The organism is Streptomyces sp. NBC_01808 (genome assembly GCF_035917395.1).
Taxonomy (GTDB): Bacteria; Actinomycetota; Actinomycetes; order Streptomycetales; family Streptomycetaceae; genus Streptomyces.
The window spans coordinates 2574725-2590229 of record NZ_CP109072.1; the positions used below are offsets into that span (position 1 = coordinate 2574725).

The 15505-nt window shown below is 75.9% G+C and carries 10 protein-coding genes and 1 pseudogene; 3 read left to right on the forward strand and 8 right to left on the reverse strand.

The genetic code is table 11. The features are described 5' to 3' along the window. Positions 1–46: 46 nt before the first annotated feature. The 3 genes from OG946_RS10925 to OG946_RS10935 form a co-directional block, all read right to left on the reverse strand. Positions 47–1702, reverse strand: a complete 1656-nt coding sequence (locus tag OG946_RS10925; protein ID WP_326795935.1) for an alpha-L-fucosidase — start codon at positions 1700–1702, stop codon at positions 47–49. Continuing rightward, positions 1695–3863 (reverse strand): 4-alpha-glucanotransferase, encoded by a 2169-nt coding sequence (locus OG946_RS10930; protein WP_326795936.1) that lies wholly within the window; start codon positions 3861–3863, stop codon positions 1695–1697. Before OG946_RS10930 ends, OG946_RS10925 begins: the two co-directional genes overlap by 8 nt. A gap of 136 nt (positions 3864–3999) precedes the next feature. Further along, positions 4000–4221: a hypothetical protein gene (locus OG946_RS10935; RefSeq protein WP_326795937.1), complete on the reverse strand. Its 222-nt coding sequence runs from the start codon at positions 4219–4221 to the stop codon at positions 4000–4002. 585 nt (positions 4222–4806) lie between these two features. On the opposite strand from OG946_RS10935, the gene OG946_RS10940 reads away from it, so the two are divergent. Next, a complete protein-coding gene (locus OG946_RS10940; protein ID WP_326795938.1) occupies positions 4807–7989 on the forward strand; it encodes a beta-N-acetylglucosaminidase domain-containing protein in 3183 nt (1060 codons plus the stop codon). Positions 7990–8013: 24 nt separating this feature from the next. On the opposite strand, the gene OG946_RS10945 is transcribed toward OG946_RS10940, so the two are convergent. The 5 genes and pseudogenes from OG946_RS10945 to OG946_RS10965 all read right to left on the reverse strand — a co-directional run bounded on the left by OG946_RS10945 (position 8014) and on the right by OG946_RS10965 (position 12819). Continuing rightward, positions 8014–9009, reverse strand: a complete 996-nt coding sequence (locus OG946_RS10945) for an N-acetylglucosamine kinase (protein ID WP_326795939.1) — start codon at positions 9007–9009, stop codon at positions 8014–8016. After that, positions 9000–10265 carry a 6-phospho-beta-glucosidase gene (locus tag OG946_RS10950; RefSeq protein ID WP_326795940.1) on the reverse strand — a complete coding sequence of 422 codons (1266 nt, stop codon included), beginning with the start codon at positions 10263–10265 and terminating at the stop codon, positions 9000–9002. Before OG946_RS10950 ends, OG946_RS10945 begins: the two co-directional genes overlap by 10 nt. After that, a pseudogene (locus tag OG946_RS10955) lies at positions 10262–10372 on the reverse strand (carbohydrate ABC transporter permease); the annotation flags it as partial. The gene OG946_RS10950 and the pseudogene OG946_RS10955, both read right to left, overlap by 4 nt. A gap of 65 nt (positions 10373–10437) precedes the next feature. Beyond that, a complete protein-coding gene (locus OG946_RS10960) occupies positions 10438–11643 on the reverse strand; it encodes an ROK family transcriptional regulator (RefSeq protein WP_326795941.1) in 1206 nt (401 codons plus the stop codon). A gap of 165 nt (positions 11644–11808) precedes the next feature. Next, the gene (locus OG946_RS10965; protein ID WP_326795942.1) at positions 11809–12819 is read right to left on the reverse strand and encodes a mechanosensitive ion channel family protein; all 1011 of its coding nucleotides are present in this window, start codon (positions 12817–12819) and stop codon (positions 11809–11811) included. Between the two features lie 333 nt (positions 12820–13152). Between OG946_RS10965 and OG946_RS10970 the strand changes: the two genes are divergently transcribed. Then, positions 13153–13689 carry an HNH endonuclease gene (locus OG946_RS10970; RefSeq protein ID WP_326795943.1) on the forward strand — a complete coding sequence of 179 codons (537 nt, stop codon included), beginning with the start codon at positions 13153–13155 and terminating at the stop codon, positions 13687–13689. Between the two features lie 296 nt (positions 13690–13985). Further along, positions 13986–15491, forward strand: a complete 1506-nt coding sequence (locus OG946_RS10975; RefSeq protein ID WP_326795944.1) for a hypothetical protein — start codon at positions 13986–13988, stop codon at positions 15489–15491. The last annotated feature ends 14 nt before the right edge of the window (positions 15492–15505 follow it).

The following is a 15505-nucleotide window of genomic DNA, read 5'->3' on the forward strand; positions in this document are numbered from 1 at the left end:
GTAGCGAACACCGCCGCCACCCGCGCGCCCGGGGTCCCCTAACGTGCTACGCGCTCCCCGCCGTGCTCAGATGCGCCGTCACCGGGAGCAGCCGCGGCTTGCCCCGCGCCTCCTCCACCCGTACCCGCAGTTCGTCCGCCGTCACCGGCGCGGCCAGCGGCAGGATCCGGTACGCACCGATCGTCGTGCCCGCCGCGATCCGGCGCCACTGGCCCGTCGCCGGATCCCGCACCTCCACCGCGAAGCGCTCGACCCGCTGGCCGTGCCGGATGTCCTCCGCGAGACGGACCCGGTCGAAGGTCTGCGGCCCGCGCCGGTCCAGCACGTTCTCGCCGTACACCGCGCGCACCCGGTCGCCGAAGGCGCGCAGTTCGCGTACGTCCTCGGGGGCGATCCGGCCGTCGCGCGCGGGCGGCACGTTGAGCAGCAGCGGGGCGTTGCGGCCGACGCTCTGCTCGTACAGCGCGAACAGCTCGTCCGCGGTCTTCGGCCGCTCCCCGGGGTGGTGGAACCAGCCGGGGCGGTTGGAGACGTCGGCCTCCGCCGGATACCACTGCAGGTACCGCACGCCGTCGGCCAGCAGCTTGGCGCGCGAACCGATGTCGGCGTCGGTGGAGTCGTTGGGCAGCGCGCCGTGCGTGGACCGGGGGTCGACGGTGTGCGGGGTGACGCTCCACTCGGTCTCGCGGGCGACGCCGCGCTCGTTGCCGACCCAGCGGATGCCCTGCGGGCCCTGGAAGACGACGGTGTCGGGGGAGAGCGCGTGGATCAGGTCGTACCACTGCCGGAAGTCGTACTCCTGCGTGATGCCCGCGTCCCGCCACGGGTTGGCGCCGTCGAGCCACAGCTCGTCGATGGGGCCGTACTCGGTGAACAGCTCGTAGACCTGGTTCAGGTAGTACGCGTCGTAGTCGTTCGCGCGCACCGTGAACGTGGGCAGCCGCCCGGCCGCCACGTCGTCGGCGCGGTCGTCGCCGTCGGCGAGGGTGGGGATGGTGTGCGTGCGCACGGGGCTGCCGTTGCCGTAGCGGCCGTGGCCCGAGGGCGGGCCGCCGTCCGCGAGCGCGGTGCGCTCGACGCTCGTCAGCGGCTCGCCGGCCTCCTGCTTCTTCCGCAGGTCCGCGAGCCAGCCGGCGTGCCAGGCGTGCGGCAGTTCCGCGCCGTCGGACGGCGAGAGGTAGACGCCGACGCCGAGCCCGGCCCTGCGGGCTTCCTTGACGTACGTGCCGAGGAGGTCGCGGCTGTGCGGGCTGGCGGCCACGGAGTGGTCGGAGTAGCGCGTCGGGTAGAGGTTGAAGCCGTCGTGGTGCTTGGCGGTGAGCATGGCCATCTCGGCGCCCATCGCCTTGTACGTGCGCATCCACTGGGCGACGTCGACGCGCCCCGGGTCGAAGAGCGCCGGGTCCTCCGCGCCGGAGCCCCACTCGCGGTCGGTGAGGGTGTTCATGCCGAAGTGGGTGAAGGCGGTCACCTCACGCCCCTGCCAGGCGAGCTGGCCGCGCGTGGGCACGATGTGGGCGGCCTTGGCGAGAATGCGCTCGGGGGTGTCGCAGTCCTCGACGGTCATCTGGGAGGCGGGCTCGATCGGCCGGGTGCACTCGTCGGCGGCGGCCGCGGGCTCGCGGGTCGCCGGCAGCAGGGCGGTCGCCGTAAGGGCGACGGCCGCGGCTCCGGTGCCGACGGAACGGGCGGCTCTACGCACGGGGTGCCTCCTCGCTCGTACGACCGGACGCCGCGCCCGCGGACCCGGCGCCGGACTCGCCGCCGAGCAGAACGCTCCGGTCCGCGCCGGCCCGGCCGCCGAGTTCGCGTACCACCTCCGCCAGCAGCCGGTGCGTCCGCGGCGCGTCGGCCAGTTCCTCGAAGAGGAGCGTGCGGCCGTCCGGATCGGCGACCGGCAGCCGCCAGCCCGGGTACTCCGCGCCCGCGCCCGGCACGTGCTGCGGGCGCCGGTCGCCGGCCGCGTCGGGCAGCCAGACGGCGACGAGCCGGGCGGGGGTGCGGGCGAGGAAGCGGTACAGGCCGGTGATGACGGACGCCTCGTCGGCCCGGCCGCCGGGCAGCAGCCGCAGCCGTTCGAGCAGGTCGAGCCAGACGCCGACCTCCACCGCGTCGGCGGCGCGGGCGGCGGGCAGCGGTCCTTCGACGAGGCCGAGTTCGTGGCGGAGCGCCAGGTGCGCGCCGCTGAGCCGGGCGGCGGTGGGCGGCAGGCCGTGCCCGGTGACGGCGGCGAGCGTGTCGGCCCGCCAGCGCTCCGGCGGCCGCGGGCACGGTACGCCGCCGGGGATCTCCGGCGCCGGTTCGCGCTGGGTCCACAGCGCCGACGTGCCCAGCACGCCGCGCGCCGCCAGCGCGTCCCGTACCGCGGGCTCCGCCGGGTCTTCCTGGTCGTCGCCGATCAGCGGCGTACCCGCCCGGTGCGCCTCCAGCGCCAGCACGCCGAGCATCGCGTCCGCGTCGTACGAGACGTACGTGCCCTCCGCCGCCGGCCGGCCCGCCGGCACCCACCACTGCCGGAACAGCCCGCTCACGTGCCCGACGCGCAGCGCCCCCGCCCGCCGCAGCGCGGCGCGCAGCACCGAGCGGTACGGGCCGTAGCCCGCCGCCGCCAGCCGGTCGGGCCGCCACACCGGCACGCCCCGGTCGGTGCCGCGGGCGTCGGCGCCGCGCGGCGCGGTGCCCGCGGTGCAGCCGGCGGCGTGGACGGACTGCTCCGCCCACGCGTCGGCGCCCGAGGGGTGCACGCCGGCCACCAGGTCGTGGATGACGCCGACGGCCATGCCCGCGTCCCGGGCGATCCGCTGGGCCCGCCAGAGCTGGTTGTCGGTGAGCCAGGCGAGCCGGCAGTGGAAGTCGATGCGGTCGAGCAGGTCGTGCCGGGCGCGGGTGGTGGCGGTGGAGCGCGGGTCGGCGAGGCCGCCGGGCCAGGAGCGCCAGTCGGGGCCGTGGATCTCGGCCAGCGCACACCAGGCGGCGTAGTCGTCGAGGGGCTGCCCCTGTTCGGCGAGGAAGTGGTGGTACGCGACGCGGCGGCCGGGCGTCAGCTCGACGCGCAGCAGCAGCTCCAGCGCGGCGCGCTTGAGCCGCCACACCTCGTCGCGGTCGACGAGCCCGCCCTTGGCGCGCACCTGGTCGCGCAACGCGGCGGCGCGGCCGGCCAGTTCCGCGGCCTGCGCGCGGTCGGCGGGGGCGAGGTAGCGGTACTCGGGTATGTCCTCGATCCGCAGGTGCACGGGGTCGGCGAAGCGCCGGGAGGACGGCCGGTACGGGGACGGTTCCGCGGTCCGGCCCGCGGCGCCGGGGACCGCGGCGTGCAACGGGCCCAACTGCACGAAGTCCAGGCCGTGGGTACGCGCCGACCATGCGGCCAGCTCCGCCAGGTCGCCGAGGTCGCCCATGCCCCAGGAGCGGGTCGACAGCAGCGCGGGCAGCGGGAGCGCGAGCCCGGCGCCGCGCCTGGCCGGCTGCGGCACGCGCGCGGGGGCGGCGATGACGGTGGCCTTGCCGGTGCGCCCGTCGGGGGTGGTGGCGGTGAGGGTGTGCACGCCGGGCGGGAGCGGGGCACGCGGGTCGAGTTCCGCGCCGTCCTCGCCGGCTACGGCGGTCCCGGTGCCGGGCGGCAGCGGCCCGGGGTCGAGGACGGTGCCCGCGCGCGGCACGAGGGTCGCGGGCAGGAGGCGGTCCCGTTCGGCCGCTTCGTACGCCGCGAGCGATGCGGCGACGGCGGCGGGCCCGGCGGCGTCCACGCCGAGCGCGGCGAGGACGGCCACGAGGGTGTCCTCGGGGACCGGGACGGCGCGGCCTGGCGTGCGTTCGTACGAGACCGCGACTCCGTGCAGCGCAGCTAACCGCGCCAGAGACATGCCACCCCCAGGTGGTATGCGACGTCATCGGCTCCGGCGTCACCCACATGTACCAGTCGCGGGCCCCGGGGGGTCGCCGCCGGGGTGAGCCGGAAGGCTGATCGTACTGCGGCAGCCGCGCGCCGTCAGCAGGCCGTCACGTGAAGTGAACGGGCGGCAGCGGCTCGCTGATGAGGTTGTCGTCGGCGGCGAGCGGCGGCTCGCTGGTCAGCGGAGTGCCCGCGGCCAGCGGGGGTTCGCTGGTCAGCGGCAGCTCGGCGCAGGAGCAGGAGCCCGCCAGGCCGTAGTCGGGGTCGGCGCCCTCGACGGGTTTGTGGTGATGGTCGTGGCTGACTTCGAGCGGAGCGGGAGCGGCCACCGCGGGTCCTCCTCGGTCGACGGCTGGTCACGTCCGCCGCTACCCGATCAAGGGCCCGGCAGTCGTGGCGACACGCGTTCGTGCCATACGTCACAGTACCCGGAACGGGCGAATTCACTGTAGGGGGCCCTGTGGAACGCAAGAGCTGGGGCACGTGCGCCCTTGCGGCCCGCTTTTTCCGCCGGGGCGGGCGGGGCGGAAGACGGCCGCGCACGGGACCGCGCACCGGGCGGAGCGCCTCGCCGCACCGCGGTGGTTCCCGCGCACCACTCCCGCGCAGGCCGGGGGTGCCGCGGCGGTACGGCGCGGGTACCCTGGCTCGCTCGCCCGGCGGATCGGGGCCGACCGGCGCGTTGACAGCGGCGGCATCGCGGTGGTGGGCTCTCGGCCTGCGCCCCGCGCGGGCACGGGCGGCGCGGGACTGGTGTACGGCACACGTACGCGCATCCTTAACCGCCGTGAAACGCGGGGGCGATGAGCAGTCGACAGCGTCGGCTTACGGTCGGCAAGACGGCCGGCAGCCGGGGAGCGGGACCGGAAACGGACGGAGGGCGGGCGGAGTTGGGCGGAGCTGTCAGGCGGCGGATGGCCACGGCGACGGCGCTGTCCGCCGCCGTGATCGGCGGGCTGCTCGGCGGCCGCGCGCCGGAGGCCGCCGCCCAGCCGCAGCAGCCGGACGCCGGCGGCGCCGGATCGGCCGGTGCAGCCGAGACGCCGGCCGCGGAGGAGGCGCTGCGCGACGCGGTGTGGCCGCGCCCGCAGCAGTTGCGCGCCCGCGCCGGCGAGGTGCACGCGGGCGGGGAGGCGGTGCTCGTCACCCCCGAGGGCGCGGACCCGCGGGCGCTCGCGGAGCTGCACGAGGTGCTGCGGGCAGTCGGCGTACGGGAGTTCACGCAGGTACGCCCCGGCGCCGCGCTGCCGGCGACGGGACTCGTGGTCTACGCCGACCAGGCGCCGGCCGGCCCCGCGGGCGTCGCGGGCCCGCCGCCGCGCCGCTCCCCCGCCGACACGGCGCTGCGCGCCCTGGGCGCGGGCGAGCAGGCCGACCTGCCGGCGGGCGGCTACCGGCTGGCCGCCGGGCAGTACGAGGGCCGCGACGTCGTCGCGCTGGCCGGGACCGACGCCGCGGGCCTCTTCCACGGCGTGCAGACGCTGCGCGAACTGGCCCGCGCGGCCCGTACGGAGAACACGCTGCCCGCCGTGTCCGTACGCGACTGGCCGGGCACCGCCGTGCGCGGCATCGCGGAGAACCACTACGGCCGCCCCTGGAGCCACGAACAGCGCCTGGCGCAGCTCGACTTCATGGGCCGCACGAAGCTCAACCGCTACCTCTACTCCCCCGGCGACGACCGGTACCGCCAGGCCGGCTGGCGCGAGGCGTACCCGGCAGACCAGCGCGCCCGGTTCCGCGAGCTGGCCGAGCGGGCCCGCGCCAACCACGTGACGCTCGCCTGGGCGGTGGCACCGGGCCAGGACTTCTGCTTCTCCTCGGCGCGCGACCGCAAGGACCTGCTGGCCAAGGCGGACGCGATGTGGGCGCTGGGCGTACGGGCCTTCCAGCTCCAGTTCCAGGACGTCAGCTACAGCGAGTGGGCCTGCGGCGAGGACGCCGACGAGTACGGCTCGGGCCCCGAGGCCGCCGCCCGCGCGCAGGCCGAGACCGCCAACGCGCTGGCCGCGCACCTGTCCCGGCGGCACCCGGACGCGGCGCCGCTGTCGCTGCTGCCGACCGAGTACTACCAGGACGGCACCACCGACTACCGCTCCGCGCTCGCCGGCGAGCTGGACGAGCGGGTCGAGGTCGCCTGGTCCGGCGTCGGCGCGGTGCCCAAGGAGATCAGCGGCGGTCAACTGCGCGACACCCAGGCCGCGTTCGGCGGCCACCCGCTGGTCACGCAGGACAACTACCCCGTCAACGACTACGCCCGCGACCGCATCTTCCTCGGCCCGTACGACGGCCGCGACCCGGCGGTCGCCGCCGGCTCCGCGGGCGTGCTGGCCGGCGCGATGGAGCAGCCCGCCGCCTCCCGGGTGCCGCTGTTCACGGTCGCGGACTACGCCTGGAACCCGCGCGCGTACGACCCGGATGCCTCCTGGCGGGCCGCCGTGCGCGACCTCGCCGCGGACGCCCCGGAACCGGAGAAGGCGGGCGCCGCGCTCGCCGCGCTGGCCGGGAACTCGGCGTCGTCGGAGCTGGGCGCCACGGAGTCGGCGTATCTGCGGCCGCTGATCGCGGACTTCTGGCGCGCGCGGGAGAGCGCGGCGGGCGGCAGGCGGGACGCGGAGAAGGCGGCGGCGCGGCTGCGGGAGGCGTTCACCGTGATGCGCCGCGCGCCGGAGGAGCTGGCGCCGCTGGCGGACGGCACGTTCGGCGACGAGGTGCGGCCGTGGCTGGCGCAGTTGGCGCGGTACGGGGCGGCCGGCGAGCGGGCGGTGGACATGGTCACCGCGCAGGCCGCGGGCCGCAACGAGGAGGCGTGGCAGGCGCGGCTGGAGCTGCAGCGCCTCGCCGGCGAGGCCGTCCCCCACAGCGCGCCAGGGCGCGCGTGGGCGGTACCCCCAGGCGGCGGGGTGGTGGGCGCGGGGGTGCTCGACGCCTTCCTCAGCCGGGCGCTGACGGACTCCGACTCCTGGCTGGGCGCGGGCGGCGGCGCGAAGCGCTCCGCCGGCACCGGGGCGGCCGTCTCGGGCGGCGCGGAGCCGCTGGAGGGCTCGTCGGTGGCGGCGGCGGCCGACGGCGAGCCGGCCACGGCGTACGAGGCCGCCAGGCCGCCGTCGCCCGGCACGCACGAGGCGCTGGTGGTGGAGTTCGACCGGCAGCCGCTGCGCGCGGTGACGGTGCTGACCCAGCCCGGCACGGGCACCCGCGCCGAGGTGCAGATCCGGGTACGCGACGGCGGCGGGACCTCCTGGCGCCCGGTCGGCGAACTCGACGGCGGCGGCTGGACGGAGCTGCCCGCCGAGCGCGCCGACTCCGACGCCGTACGGCTCGTGTGGGCCGCCGACACCACCGCGCCCGTGGTGCACGAGGTGGTGCCGTGGTCCGCCGCGGAGCCGGGCGCCCGGCTGTCGCTCTCCCGCGACGAGGCGGACGTGACGATCGGCGGCGATCCGGTGGTCGTGGACGCGGAGTTGTCCGCGCGGCGCCCCGGCGACGCGGGCGGCAAGGTGACGGCGAAGGCGCCGGAGGGGCTGAAGGCGGAGTCCCCCGGCGAGGTGCGGATAGCCCGCGGCACGACGGCCAGGGCCCCGATCGAGATCCGGGCGACGGAGGACGTGGCGCCGGGCACGTACGAGATTCCGGTGAAGCTGGACGACGGCGGCGCCGCCCAGGTCCGTAGCGTCACCGTGCACGCCTATCCCGCGGTCGGCGGCCCCGACCTGGCGCGGGACGGCCGCGCCTCGTCGTCGGCGGACGAGACGCCGGACTTCCCGGCGGCGGCGGTGGCGGACGGCGACCCGGAGACCCGGTGGTCGTCGCCGGCCGAGGACGGCGCCTGGGTGCAGGTGCGGCTCGCGAAGCCGGTGCGGGTCGGCGAGGTGGCGCTGAACTGGGAGAGCGCGTACGCGAAGCGCTACCGCGTGCAGGTCTCCGCCGACGGCCGCCGCTGGCGCACGGCGGCGGCGGTGAACGACGGCGGGGGCGGCCGCGAGTCGGTCCGGATGGACGAGCGCGAGGTGCGCTACGTCCGCGTCCAGGGCGTGGAGCGCGCGACGGAGTTCGGCTACTCGCTCTACGCCCTGGAGGTACGGGCCGTCCGCGACTGACCGCTGCGCGGCGGCGCCCGGCGCTCAGCCGTAGTGCGCGCGGGTGCGGGACTCGGCTCCCTCCGGGGCGTCCGTGCGGTCCAGGCCCAGGAGGGCCGCGCCCAGGACCGGCGGGGCGGTGACCACCCGGGGGACCGCCTTCGGAGCGCGGGCCGTGAGCAGGGCGCGTATCCGGTCGTCCAACTGCGCGTGGCCCGCGGCCAGGACGCTGCCGCCGAGCACCACCGGCACCTCCTCGTCCAGCAGGCCGAGCCGCTCCAGCGCCACCGCCGCCAGCGCCACCACCTCGTCCGCCTGCCGGTCCACGATCGACCGCGCCACGGGATCACCCGCCGCCGCCACCGCGAAGAGCAGCGGCGCCAGCCGCTGGGTGCGCGCCGCCGGGACGGTGCCGAGGTGGACGCCCTCGATCAGCTCGTACATCGTGCCGAGGCCGAAGTGCTCCGGCACCGCCGTGGCCAGGGCGGTCGGCTCGCCGCGGCCGTCCTCCGCCCGCGCCGCGTACCAGACCGCCTCGGCCGCGAGCCCCGCGCCGCCGCCCCAGTCGCCGGACAGCCTGCCGAGGGCGAGGAACCGGTGGGTGCGGCCGTCGGGAAGCAATCCGGCGCAGTTGATGCCGGCGCCGCAGACGACGGCGACGCCGCGCGGCTGCGCGCCCGGCGGCAGGCCGGCCCGCAGCAGGGCGAACGTGTCGTTGTGGACGGCGACCGTACGGCCCCAGCCGCGCGCCTCCAGTTCCGCGCGGATGGTGCGTTCCTCCACGGGCAGGTCGACGTTGGCCAGGCACGCGGACACATGCGCGGCGACGGCGCCGCCGGAGCCGTCGCCCCCCGCCTGCCGTACCGCCCCGGCCACCGCCTCCGCCAGCACGTCGACCGCCGCCGCCACCCCGGTCACCGGCGGCCGGAAGCCGCCGCTGCGCCCCTGGCCCAGCACCGTGCCGTCCGCCGCGACCACCGCCGCGTCCGTCTTGCTGTTCCCGGCGTCGATCGCCAGCACGGCGACCGGGCTCAGGCCCACGGCAGATGCTCCCGGTTGTGCGCGATCAGCGCGTCCGTCAGCTTCTCGGCCCGGTCGTACTGCCCGACCAGCGGGTGCGCGAGCAGCGCGCGGAAGACGCGCTCGCGCCCGCCCGCCAGCGCCGCCTCCAGCGCGAGGCGCTCGTACGCGGTGGTGTGCGCGACGAGGCCGGCGAACAGCGGGTCCAGCTCCGGGACCGGCAGCGGCCTGGCGCCCTCGGCGGTGACCTCGGCCTGCACCTCGACGACCGCGTCGTCGGGGAGGAAGGGCAGGGTGCCGCGGTTGACGGTGTTGACGACCTGCACCGCGCCCGCGTCCCCGCCCAGCAGCGACGCGGCGAGCGCGACGGCGGCCTCGGAGTAGTACGCACCGCCGCGCTGCGACAGCAGCTCCGGCTTGGTGTCGAGCGTCGGGTCTGCGTACATCCGCAGCAGCTCGGCCTCCATCCCGGCGACCTGCGCGCCCCGCGAGGGACCCTCGCGCTGTTCGCCTACGACCTGGTCGTGGGCGTAGTAGTAGCGCAGGTAGTACGAGGGCACGACGCCGAGCCGGGTCAGCAGGTCCGGCGGCAGCCGCAGCTCCGCGGCGATCCGGGCGCCGTGCTCGCCGATGAGCTTCGGCGTCACGTCGACGCCGCCCGGCCCGCCGAGGCGTACGCCCAGCTCCCAGGTGAGGTGGTTGAGGCCGACGTGCTCCAGGTGGACGTCCGCGGGAGGGGCATCCAGGAGTCGCGCGAACGTCCGCTGGAGATGTATCGCGACGTTGCACAGCCCCATCGCGCGGTGCCCGGCCTGCAGCAGCGCGCGGGTGACGATGCCGACGGGGTTGGTGAAGTCGATGATCCACGCGTCGGGCGCGGCCCGGCGCACCCGTTCGGCGATGTCGAGCACCACGGGCACGGTGCGCAGCGCCTTGGCCAGCCCGCCTGCGCCGGTCGTCTCCTGCCCGACGCAGCCGCAGTCCAGCGGCCAGGTCTCGTCCTGCTGCCGCGCCGCCTGCCCGCCGACGCGCAGTTGGACGAGCACGGCGTCGGCGCCCTCGACGCCCTCTTCGAGCCGGGCGGTGGTCACGACCCGCCCGTCGTGGCCCTGCCGGGCGAACATCCGCCGCGCCAGGGCGCCGATCAGGTCCAGCCGCTCGGCGGCGGGGTCGATGAGCACCAGCTCGTCGACGGGCAGCGTCTCGCGCAGCCGCGCGAACCCGTCGACCAGCTCGGGCGTATAGGTCGAGCCGCCGCCTACCACTGCGAGTTTCACCCTTTGACTCCTGTCAGCGTGACGCCCTCGATGAAGACTTTCCGGGCGAAGAAGAAGACCACGATCACCGGGGCCATGACCAGGACCGTGGCCGCCACGGTGAGGTTGTGGGTGGGGCGGGAGCGGGCGAGCCGGGTGGGGCGGGCGTTCCGGGAGACGGGCCGGGCGGGTGTCAGCGGGCGGTGGTGTCGAAGACCTCGTCGCGGGTGGTGGCGAGCGCGCTCTCCAGCGCGCCGGTGAGGACGGGGTGCCGCTCGACCGCGCCGGTCACCAGGCGCGGCCGGGGCGCGGCCAGTTCGGCCAGCTCGGACTGGACGAGGGCGCGCAGCCGGTCGCCGCCGGCGGTCAGCACGGCGCCGGAGAGCACGATGAGCTGCGGGTCGAGGACGGCGACGACGGAGGCGAGGCCGACGGCCAGGCGCTGCGCGTAGCGGTCGAGCAGTTCGGCGTGGCCGGGTTCTTCGGGTGCGGCGGCGGCGCGGGCGACGAGTCCCGCGGCGACCTCGGCGTAGTGCCCGCGGCCGGGGGTGAGGCCCAGTTCGCGGGCGAGCGGGGCGAGCGCCTGGGCGCCGGCCAGCTCCTGGAAGCCGCCGCTGTTGGCGCGGGTGACCTGGCGGACGAGGGTGGCGCCGGGCACCGGCAGGAAGCCGACCTCGCCGGCGCCGCCGGTGCCGCCGCGGTGCAGCCGGCCGCCGATGACGACGGCGGCGCCGAGACCCTCCTCGTTCCAGAGCAGGACGAAGTCGTCGTGGCCGCGGGCGGCGCCGCGGCGCTGTTCGGCGACGGCGGCGAGGTTCACGTCGTTGTCGTACGCGAGCGGCATGGGCAGGGCGGCGGCCAGCTCCTCCAGCAGCGTCGGGGAGTGCCAGCCGGGCAGGTGGGAGGCGTAGCGCAGGCGGCCGGTGCCGGGGTCGAAGGCCCCGGGGGTGCCGATGACGGCGCGGTGCAGTTCGGCACGGGTGAGCCCGGCGTCCTTGGCGGCGCCGTCGACGGCGCGGACGACGCGGCGCACGGTCCCCTCCGCGGCGCCGCCGCCGGTGCGCTTGGCGGTGGCCAGTTCGTACGAGCCGACCGTGCGCCCGGTGACGTCGGCGACGGCCGCGCGGATCCGGGCGGCGGTGACGTCGAGCCCGACGACGTGGGCGACGGCGGGGTTGAGGGCGTAGAGCTGGGCGTTGGGTCCGGGGCTGCCCTCGCTGGTGCCGGTGGCGATGACCAGCCCGGCCGCCTCAAGACGGGCCAGCAACTGCGAGGCGGTCGGCTTGGAGAGGCCGGTGAGCTTGCCGAGCCGGGTGCGCGAGAGCGTGCCGTGCTCCAGCAGCAGCTCCAGCGCGGCGCGGTCGTTCATCGCGCGCAGCGTCCCCGGGCCACCGGCCATGGGCGTCACCTCTCCCCGGTCCGGACGGGTGCCGTCCCGCTCGCCGCCCCGAATGGTTAGGAAACTTTCCTATCGGAGTGCGGCGAAAGTAATGCCGCGGACGAAGCGCGTCAAGAGTGCGGGCGAAACGCGCGCCGGGCCGCCCGCGGCGGCCCGGGGCCGGGCCTACTCCCCGCCGCCACCGCCGCCCGACGGCGCCTGCCGCGGCACCGCCACCTGCTCCGCCCGGGGCGGCACCATGGCGCCCGGCGGTACGTCCGACATGACGACCCCGGCCGCGAGCAGCGCCTCCCGGATCCGCCAGCGCAACTCGCGCTCGACGCCGATGGACTTCCCCGGCATCGTCCTGACCTGCACCTGGATGATGGCCGTGCCCTGCGCGACGGCGGTCAGGCCGAGCACGTCGACCTCGCCCCACAACTGCTCGCTCCACGGCTCGGTGCCGCCGAACTCCTCGCCGGCGGCGGCGATCACGTCGCGCACCCGGTCCAGGTCCTCGCCGGCCGCCACCGGCACATCGACCACGGCCGTCGCCCAGCCCTGGCTGAGGTTGCCGATCCGCTTGACCTCGCCGTTGCGCATGTACCAGATCGCCCCGTCGTCGCCGCGCAGCTTGGTCACGCGCAGCCCGACCTCGATCACCTCGCCGGTGACCTCGCCGACGTCGATGGTGTCCCCGACCCCGTACTGGTCCTCGATGAGCATGAAGACGCCGGAGAGGAAGTCCATCACCAGATTGCGGGCGCCGAAGCCGAGCGCGACGCCCGCGACGCCGGCGCTGGCCAGCAGCGGCGCCAGGTCGATCTTGAGGGCGGAGAGCACGGTCAGGGCGGCTGTGCCGAGGATCACAAAGGAGGCGCTGCTGCGCAGGATGGAACCGAGTGCTTCGGACCGCTGTCTGCGTCTCTCGTGGTTGACGAGGAGCCCGCCGAGGGCGGTGCCGTCCACGGCGTCGGCGGTGCGCGTCATCCGCGTTATCAGCTTGGTGATCATACGCTGGACCACGCGGCGCAGCACGTACGCGATCACGACGACGAGCAGGATCCGCAGGCCCACGCCCAGCCAGGAGGCCCAGTTCTCCTGGATCCACCCGGCCGTCTCCTCCGCGCTCTTGCGCGAGTCCTCTAGCGGCGTCGGGGAGGGGCTCTCGGCAGCCGGGCGAGCGGTGGCGAACACGGCGTGGAACCTTCCGTTCAGGGGTGGACGCCCTCACCCTACCCGCCGCTCCGGCCTGCCCCTTTAGCGTCGCTTTACCATCCCGGCGCCGTCCGGCGGGCGCCGCGGGGCCCGCCGGCGGCGCCCGTTGTTGCGGTCCGGTTACCGCCCGGTGGGACCAGGCGTAGGGCGGGCCGGAAGGGGGGATCAACATCACGGGGGCGGCCGTGGAACCTTGCCGGGCGGTTGGCCCGTTTACCTGATCGTGGTGGCGCGGAGGCGGGAGTGCAGGACACACTGTTGACCAGATCGTCCCGGCGCAAGCCACGCGCCGCCGGCGTACAAGGAGGCACCGTGCCGCACGTCCTCGTCCTCAATGCTTCGTACGAGCCGCTCGGCGTCGTGCCACTGCGCCGCGCGCTCGTGCTGGTGCTGAACGGCAAAGCGGTCAGCCTGGAGGAATCCGGTGCCTTCCTGCACAGCGCCACGCGGGTGATAGCGGCGCCAAGCGTCGTGCGGCTGCAGAGGTTCGTACGGGTCCCCGTGAGGGGGCCCGTTCCGCTCACCCGCCGGGCGCTCTTCGCCCGCGACGGCGGGCGCTGCGCGTACTGCGGCGGAGTGGCCACCAGCGTCGACCACGTGATCCCGCGCAGCCGCGGCGGCCAGCACCGCTGGGACAACGTCGTGGCGGCCTGCCGCCGCTGCAACCATGTGAAGGCCGACCGGCCGATCCACGAGCTGGGCTGGCGGTTGCGCCACCAGCCCGAGCCGCCGTCCGGACTGGCCTGGCGGATCATCGGGACAGGGCATAGGGACCCGCGCTGGTTGCCCTACCTGCAGCCATACGGCGCGGACGAGGCCCTGGCCCGGATCGACGGCATCTCTGCCTAGAACCGGGCCTTTGTTATGCCCGCGGCGACCCCCGCCGCGGCCCCGGCACCCCGGTACTCCCCCCGGGGCGCACAGGCCGGTCGGAACAGGAACCGAACGGATGCGCTGCGCGTGAAGAAGGGCAGGATGGGACCCAGACGTCCATCGCGTGGCGCGCTACGGTACCGATCCGAACAAGATCCCGGGAATGGCGGTGTGACGGCCTGAGCGGGCCGCCATACTTGCCGACGTGCCCGGGGTGGACTGGACCCGCCCACGCGACCGGGCGAACAGCCAGCGACCCAGGGGGAGGTCACGTGACGTACCCGCCGCCGGCCGGCAGCGCCGCGCCGCCGGAGCATCGGACCGCGCCTGCGTTTCCCGCGCAGGCCGGCCCTGACGGCCCACTCGTACCGCAGCCGGGCTCCCCCGCGGGCGGCTCCGCCGCACCGCCGCCGCCCGCCGTGCCACCGGGGCGGCGCTCCGCGTTCGCCGAGGGTGTCGACCGGCTGCGCGCCGCCGCCGCCACCGAGCCGGGCCGGCTGCGGATCATCGGGGCCGTACTGGCGGCGCTGGTCGTGCTGTTCGGGGCGCTCACCGCCTGGCAGGTGTCCGACCGTTCCGCCGCGGCCGACGACGTCATCAACCGCAGCCAGCCGCTGAGCGCCGACGCCGCCGACATCTACCGCTCGCTGGCCGGCGCCAACACCACGGCGGCCACCGGCTTCCTGGAGGGCGGGCAGGAGCCGGCCAAGGTGCGCGAGCGGTACGACGCGGACATCCAGCAGGCGTCGAAGCTGCTGGTGAAGGCCGCGGCCAACTCCCAGGGCGCCGCGGAGTCGCAGAAGCAGATCGAGAAGCTGAACCAGGCGCTGCCGGTCTACACCTCGCTGGTCGAGACCGCCCGCGCCAACAACCGCCAGGGCCTGCCGCTCGGCGGCGCGTACCTGCGCTACGCGGACGAGCAGATGCGCGAGACGCTGCTGCCCGCCGCCGAGCAGCTCTACCTGTCCGAGACCGGCCAGTTGGAGAAGGACTACTCCGACGCCAAGTCGTGGCCGTGGGCCGCGCTGGCCGGCGGGCTGCTCACCCTCGGCGTCCTGTTCTGGGCGCAGCGCCGCCACTACCTCCGCACGAACCGGGTGTTCAACCAGGGCCTGCTGGCCGCCTCCGCGGCCACCGTGATCGTGCTGCTCTGGCTGACCGTCGGGCACACCTTCGCCCGCTCGGGACTCGGCGACTCCGACCGGCACGGCGCCCAGTCGATGCACGCGCTCAACGAGGCGCGGATCAACACCCTGCGGGCCCGCGCCGACGAGAACCTGACGTACGTCAACCGCGGCTCCGTCACCACCGAGGACGGCCTCGACAAGTACGAGGACAGCTACCTCAAGGGGATGACCGAGCTGGCCGGCAAGAACGCCGACGCCAAGGCGGCGCCGGAGCAGAGCCTGCTCGGCCGCGCCCTGGAGCTGGCCGACGACGACCAGGGCCGCGAGCCGGTCGCCGAGGCCGTGGACAACGTACGCGCATGGCGCAAGCTGCACGGCGAGGCGCAGCAGAAGAACGTCGCGGGCGAGTACGAGGACGCCAAGGACATGGTCATCGGCGGCGACGGGGAGAAGTCGACCAGCGAGTTCTTCGACCAGGTCGACGAGAGCCTCAGGGAGGCCCTGGAGCACGAGCGGCAGGAGTTCAAGTCCGCGGCCGAGGACGGCCGCGGGGCGCTCGCCGGGCTGTGGATCGGCGCCGGGGTGCTCGCCGTGCTCGGCGCGGCCGGCGCGGTGTTCGGCATCGGCCGCAGGCTCTCGGAGTACCGATGACGGCGAAGGGGGAG

What these genes read in the sequence shown, in the direction of transcription:
- OG946_RS10960 (WP_326795941.1), bottom strand. Translation starts at nt 11,643, where the DNA reads ATGGCCGGTGGCCCGGGGACGCTGCGCGCGATGAACGACCGCGCCGCG.
- OG946_RS10940 (WP_326795938.1), top strand. Translation starts at nt 4,807, where the DNA reads ATGGCCACGGCGACGGCGCTGTCCGCCGCCGTGATCGGCGGGCTGCTC.
- OG946_RS10930 (WP_326795936.1), bottom strand. Translation starts at nt 3,863, where the DNA reads ATGTCTCTGGCGCGGTTAGCTGCGCTGCACGGAGTCGCGGTCTCGTAC.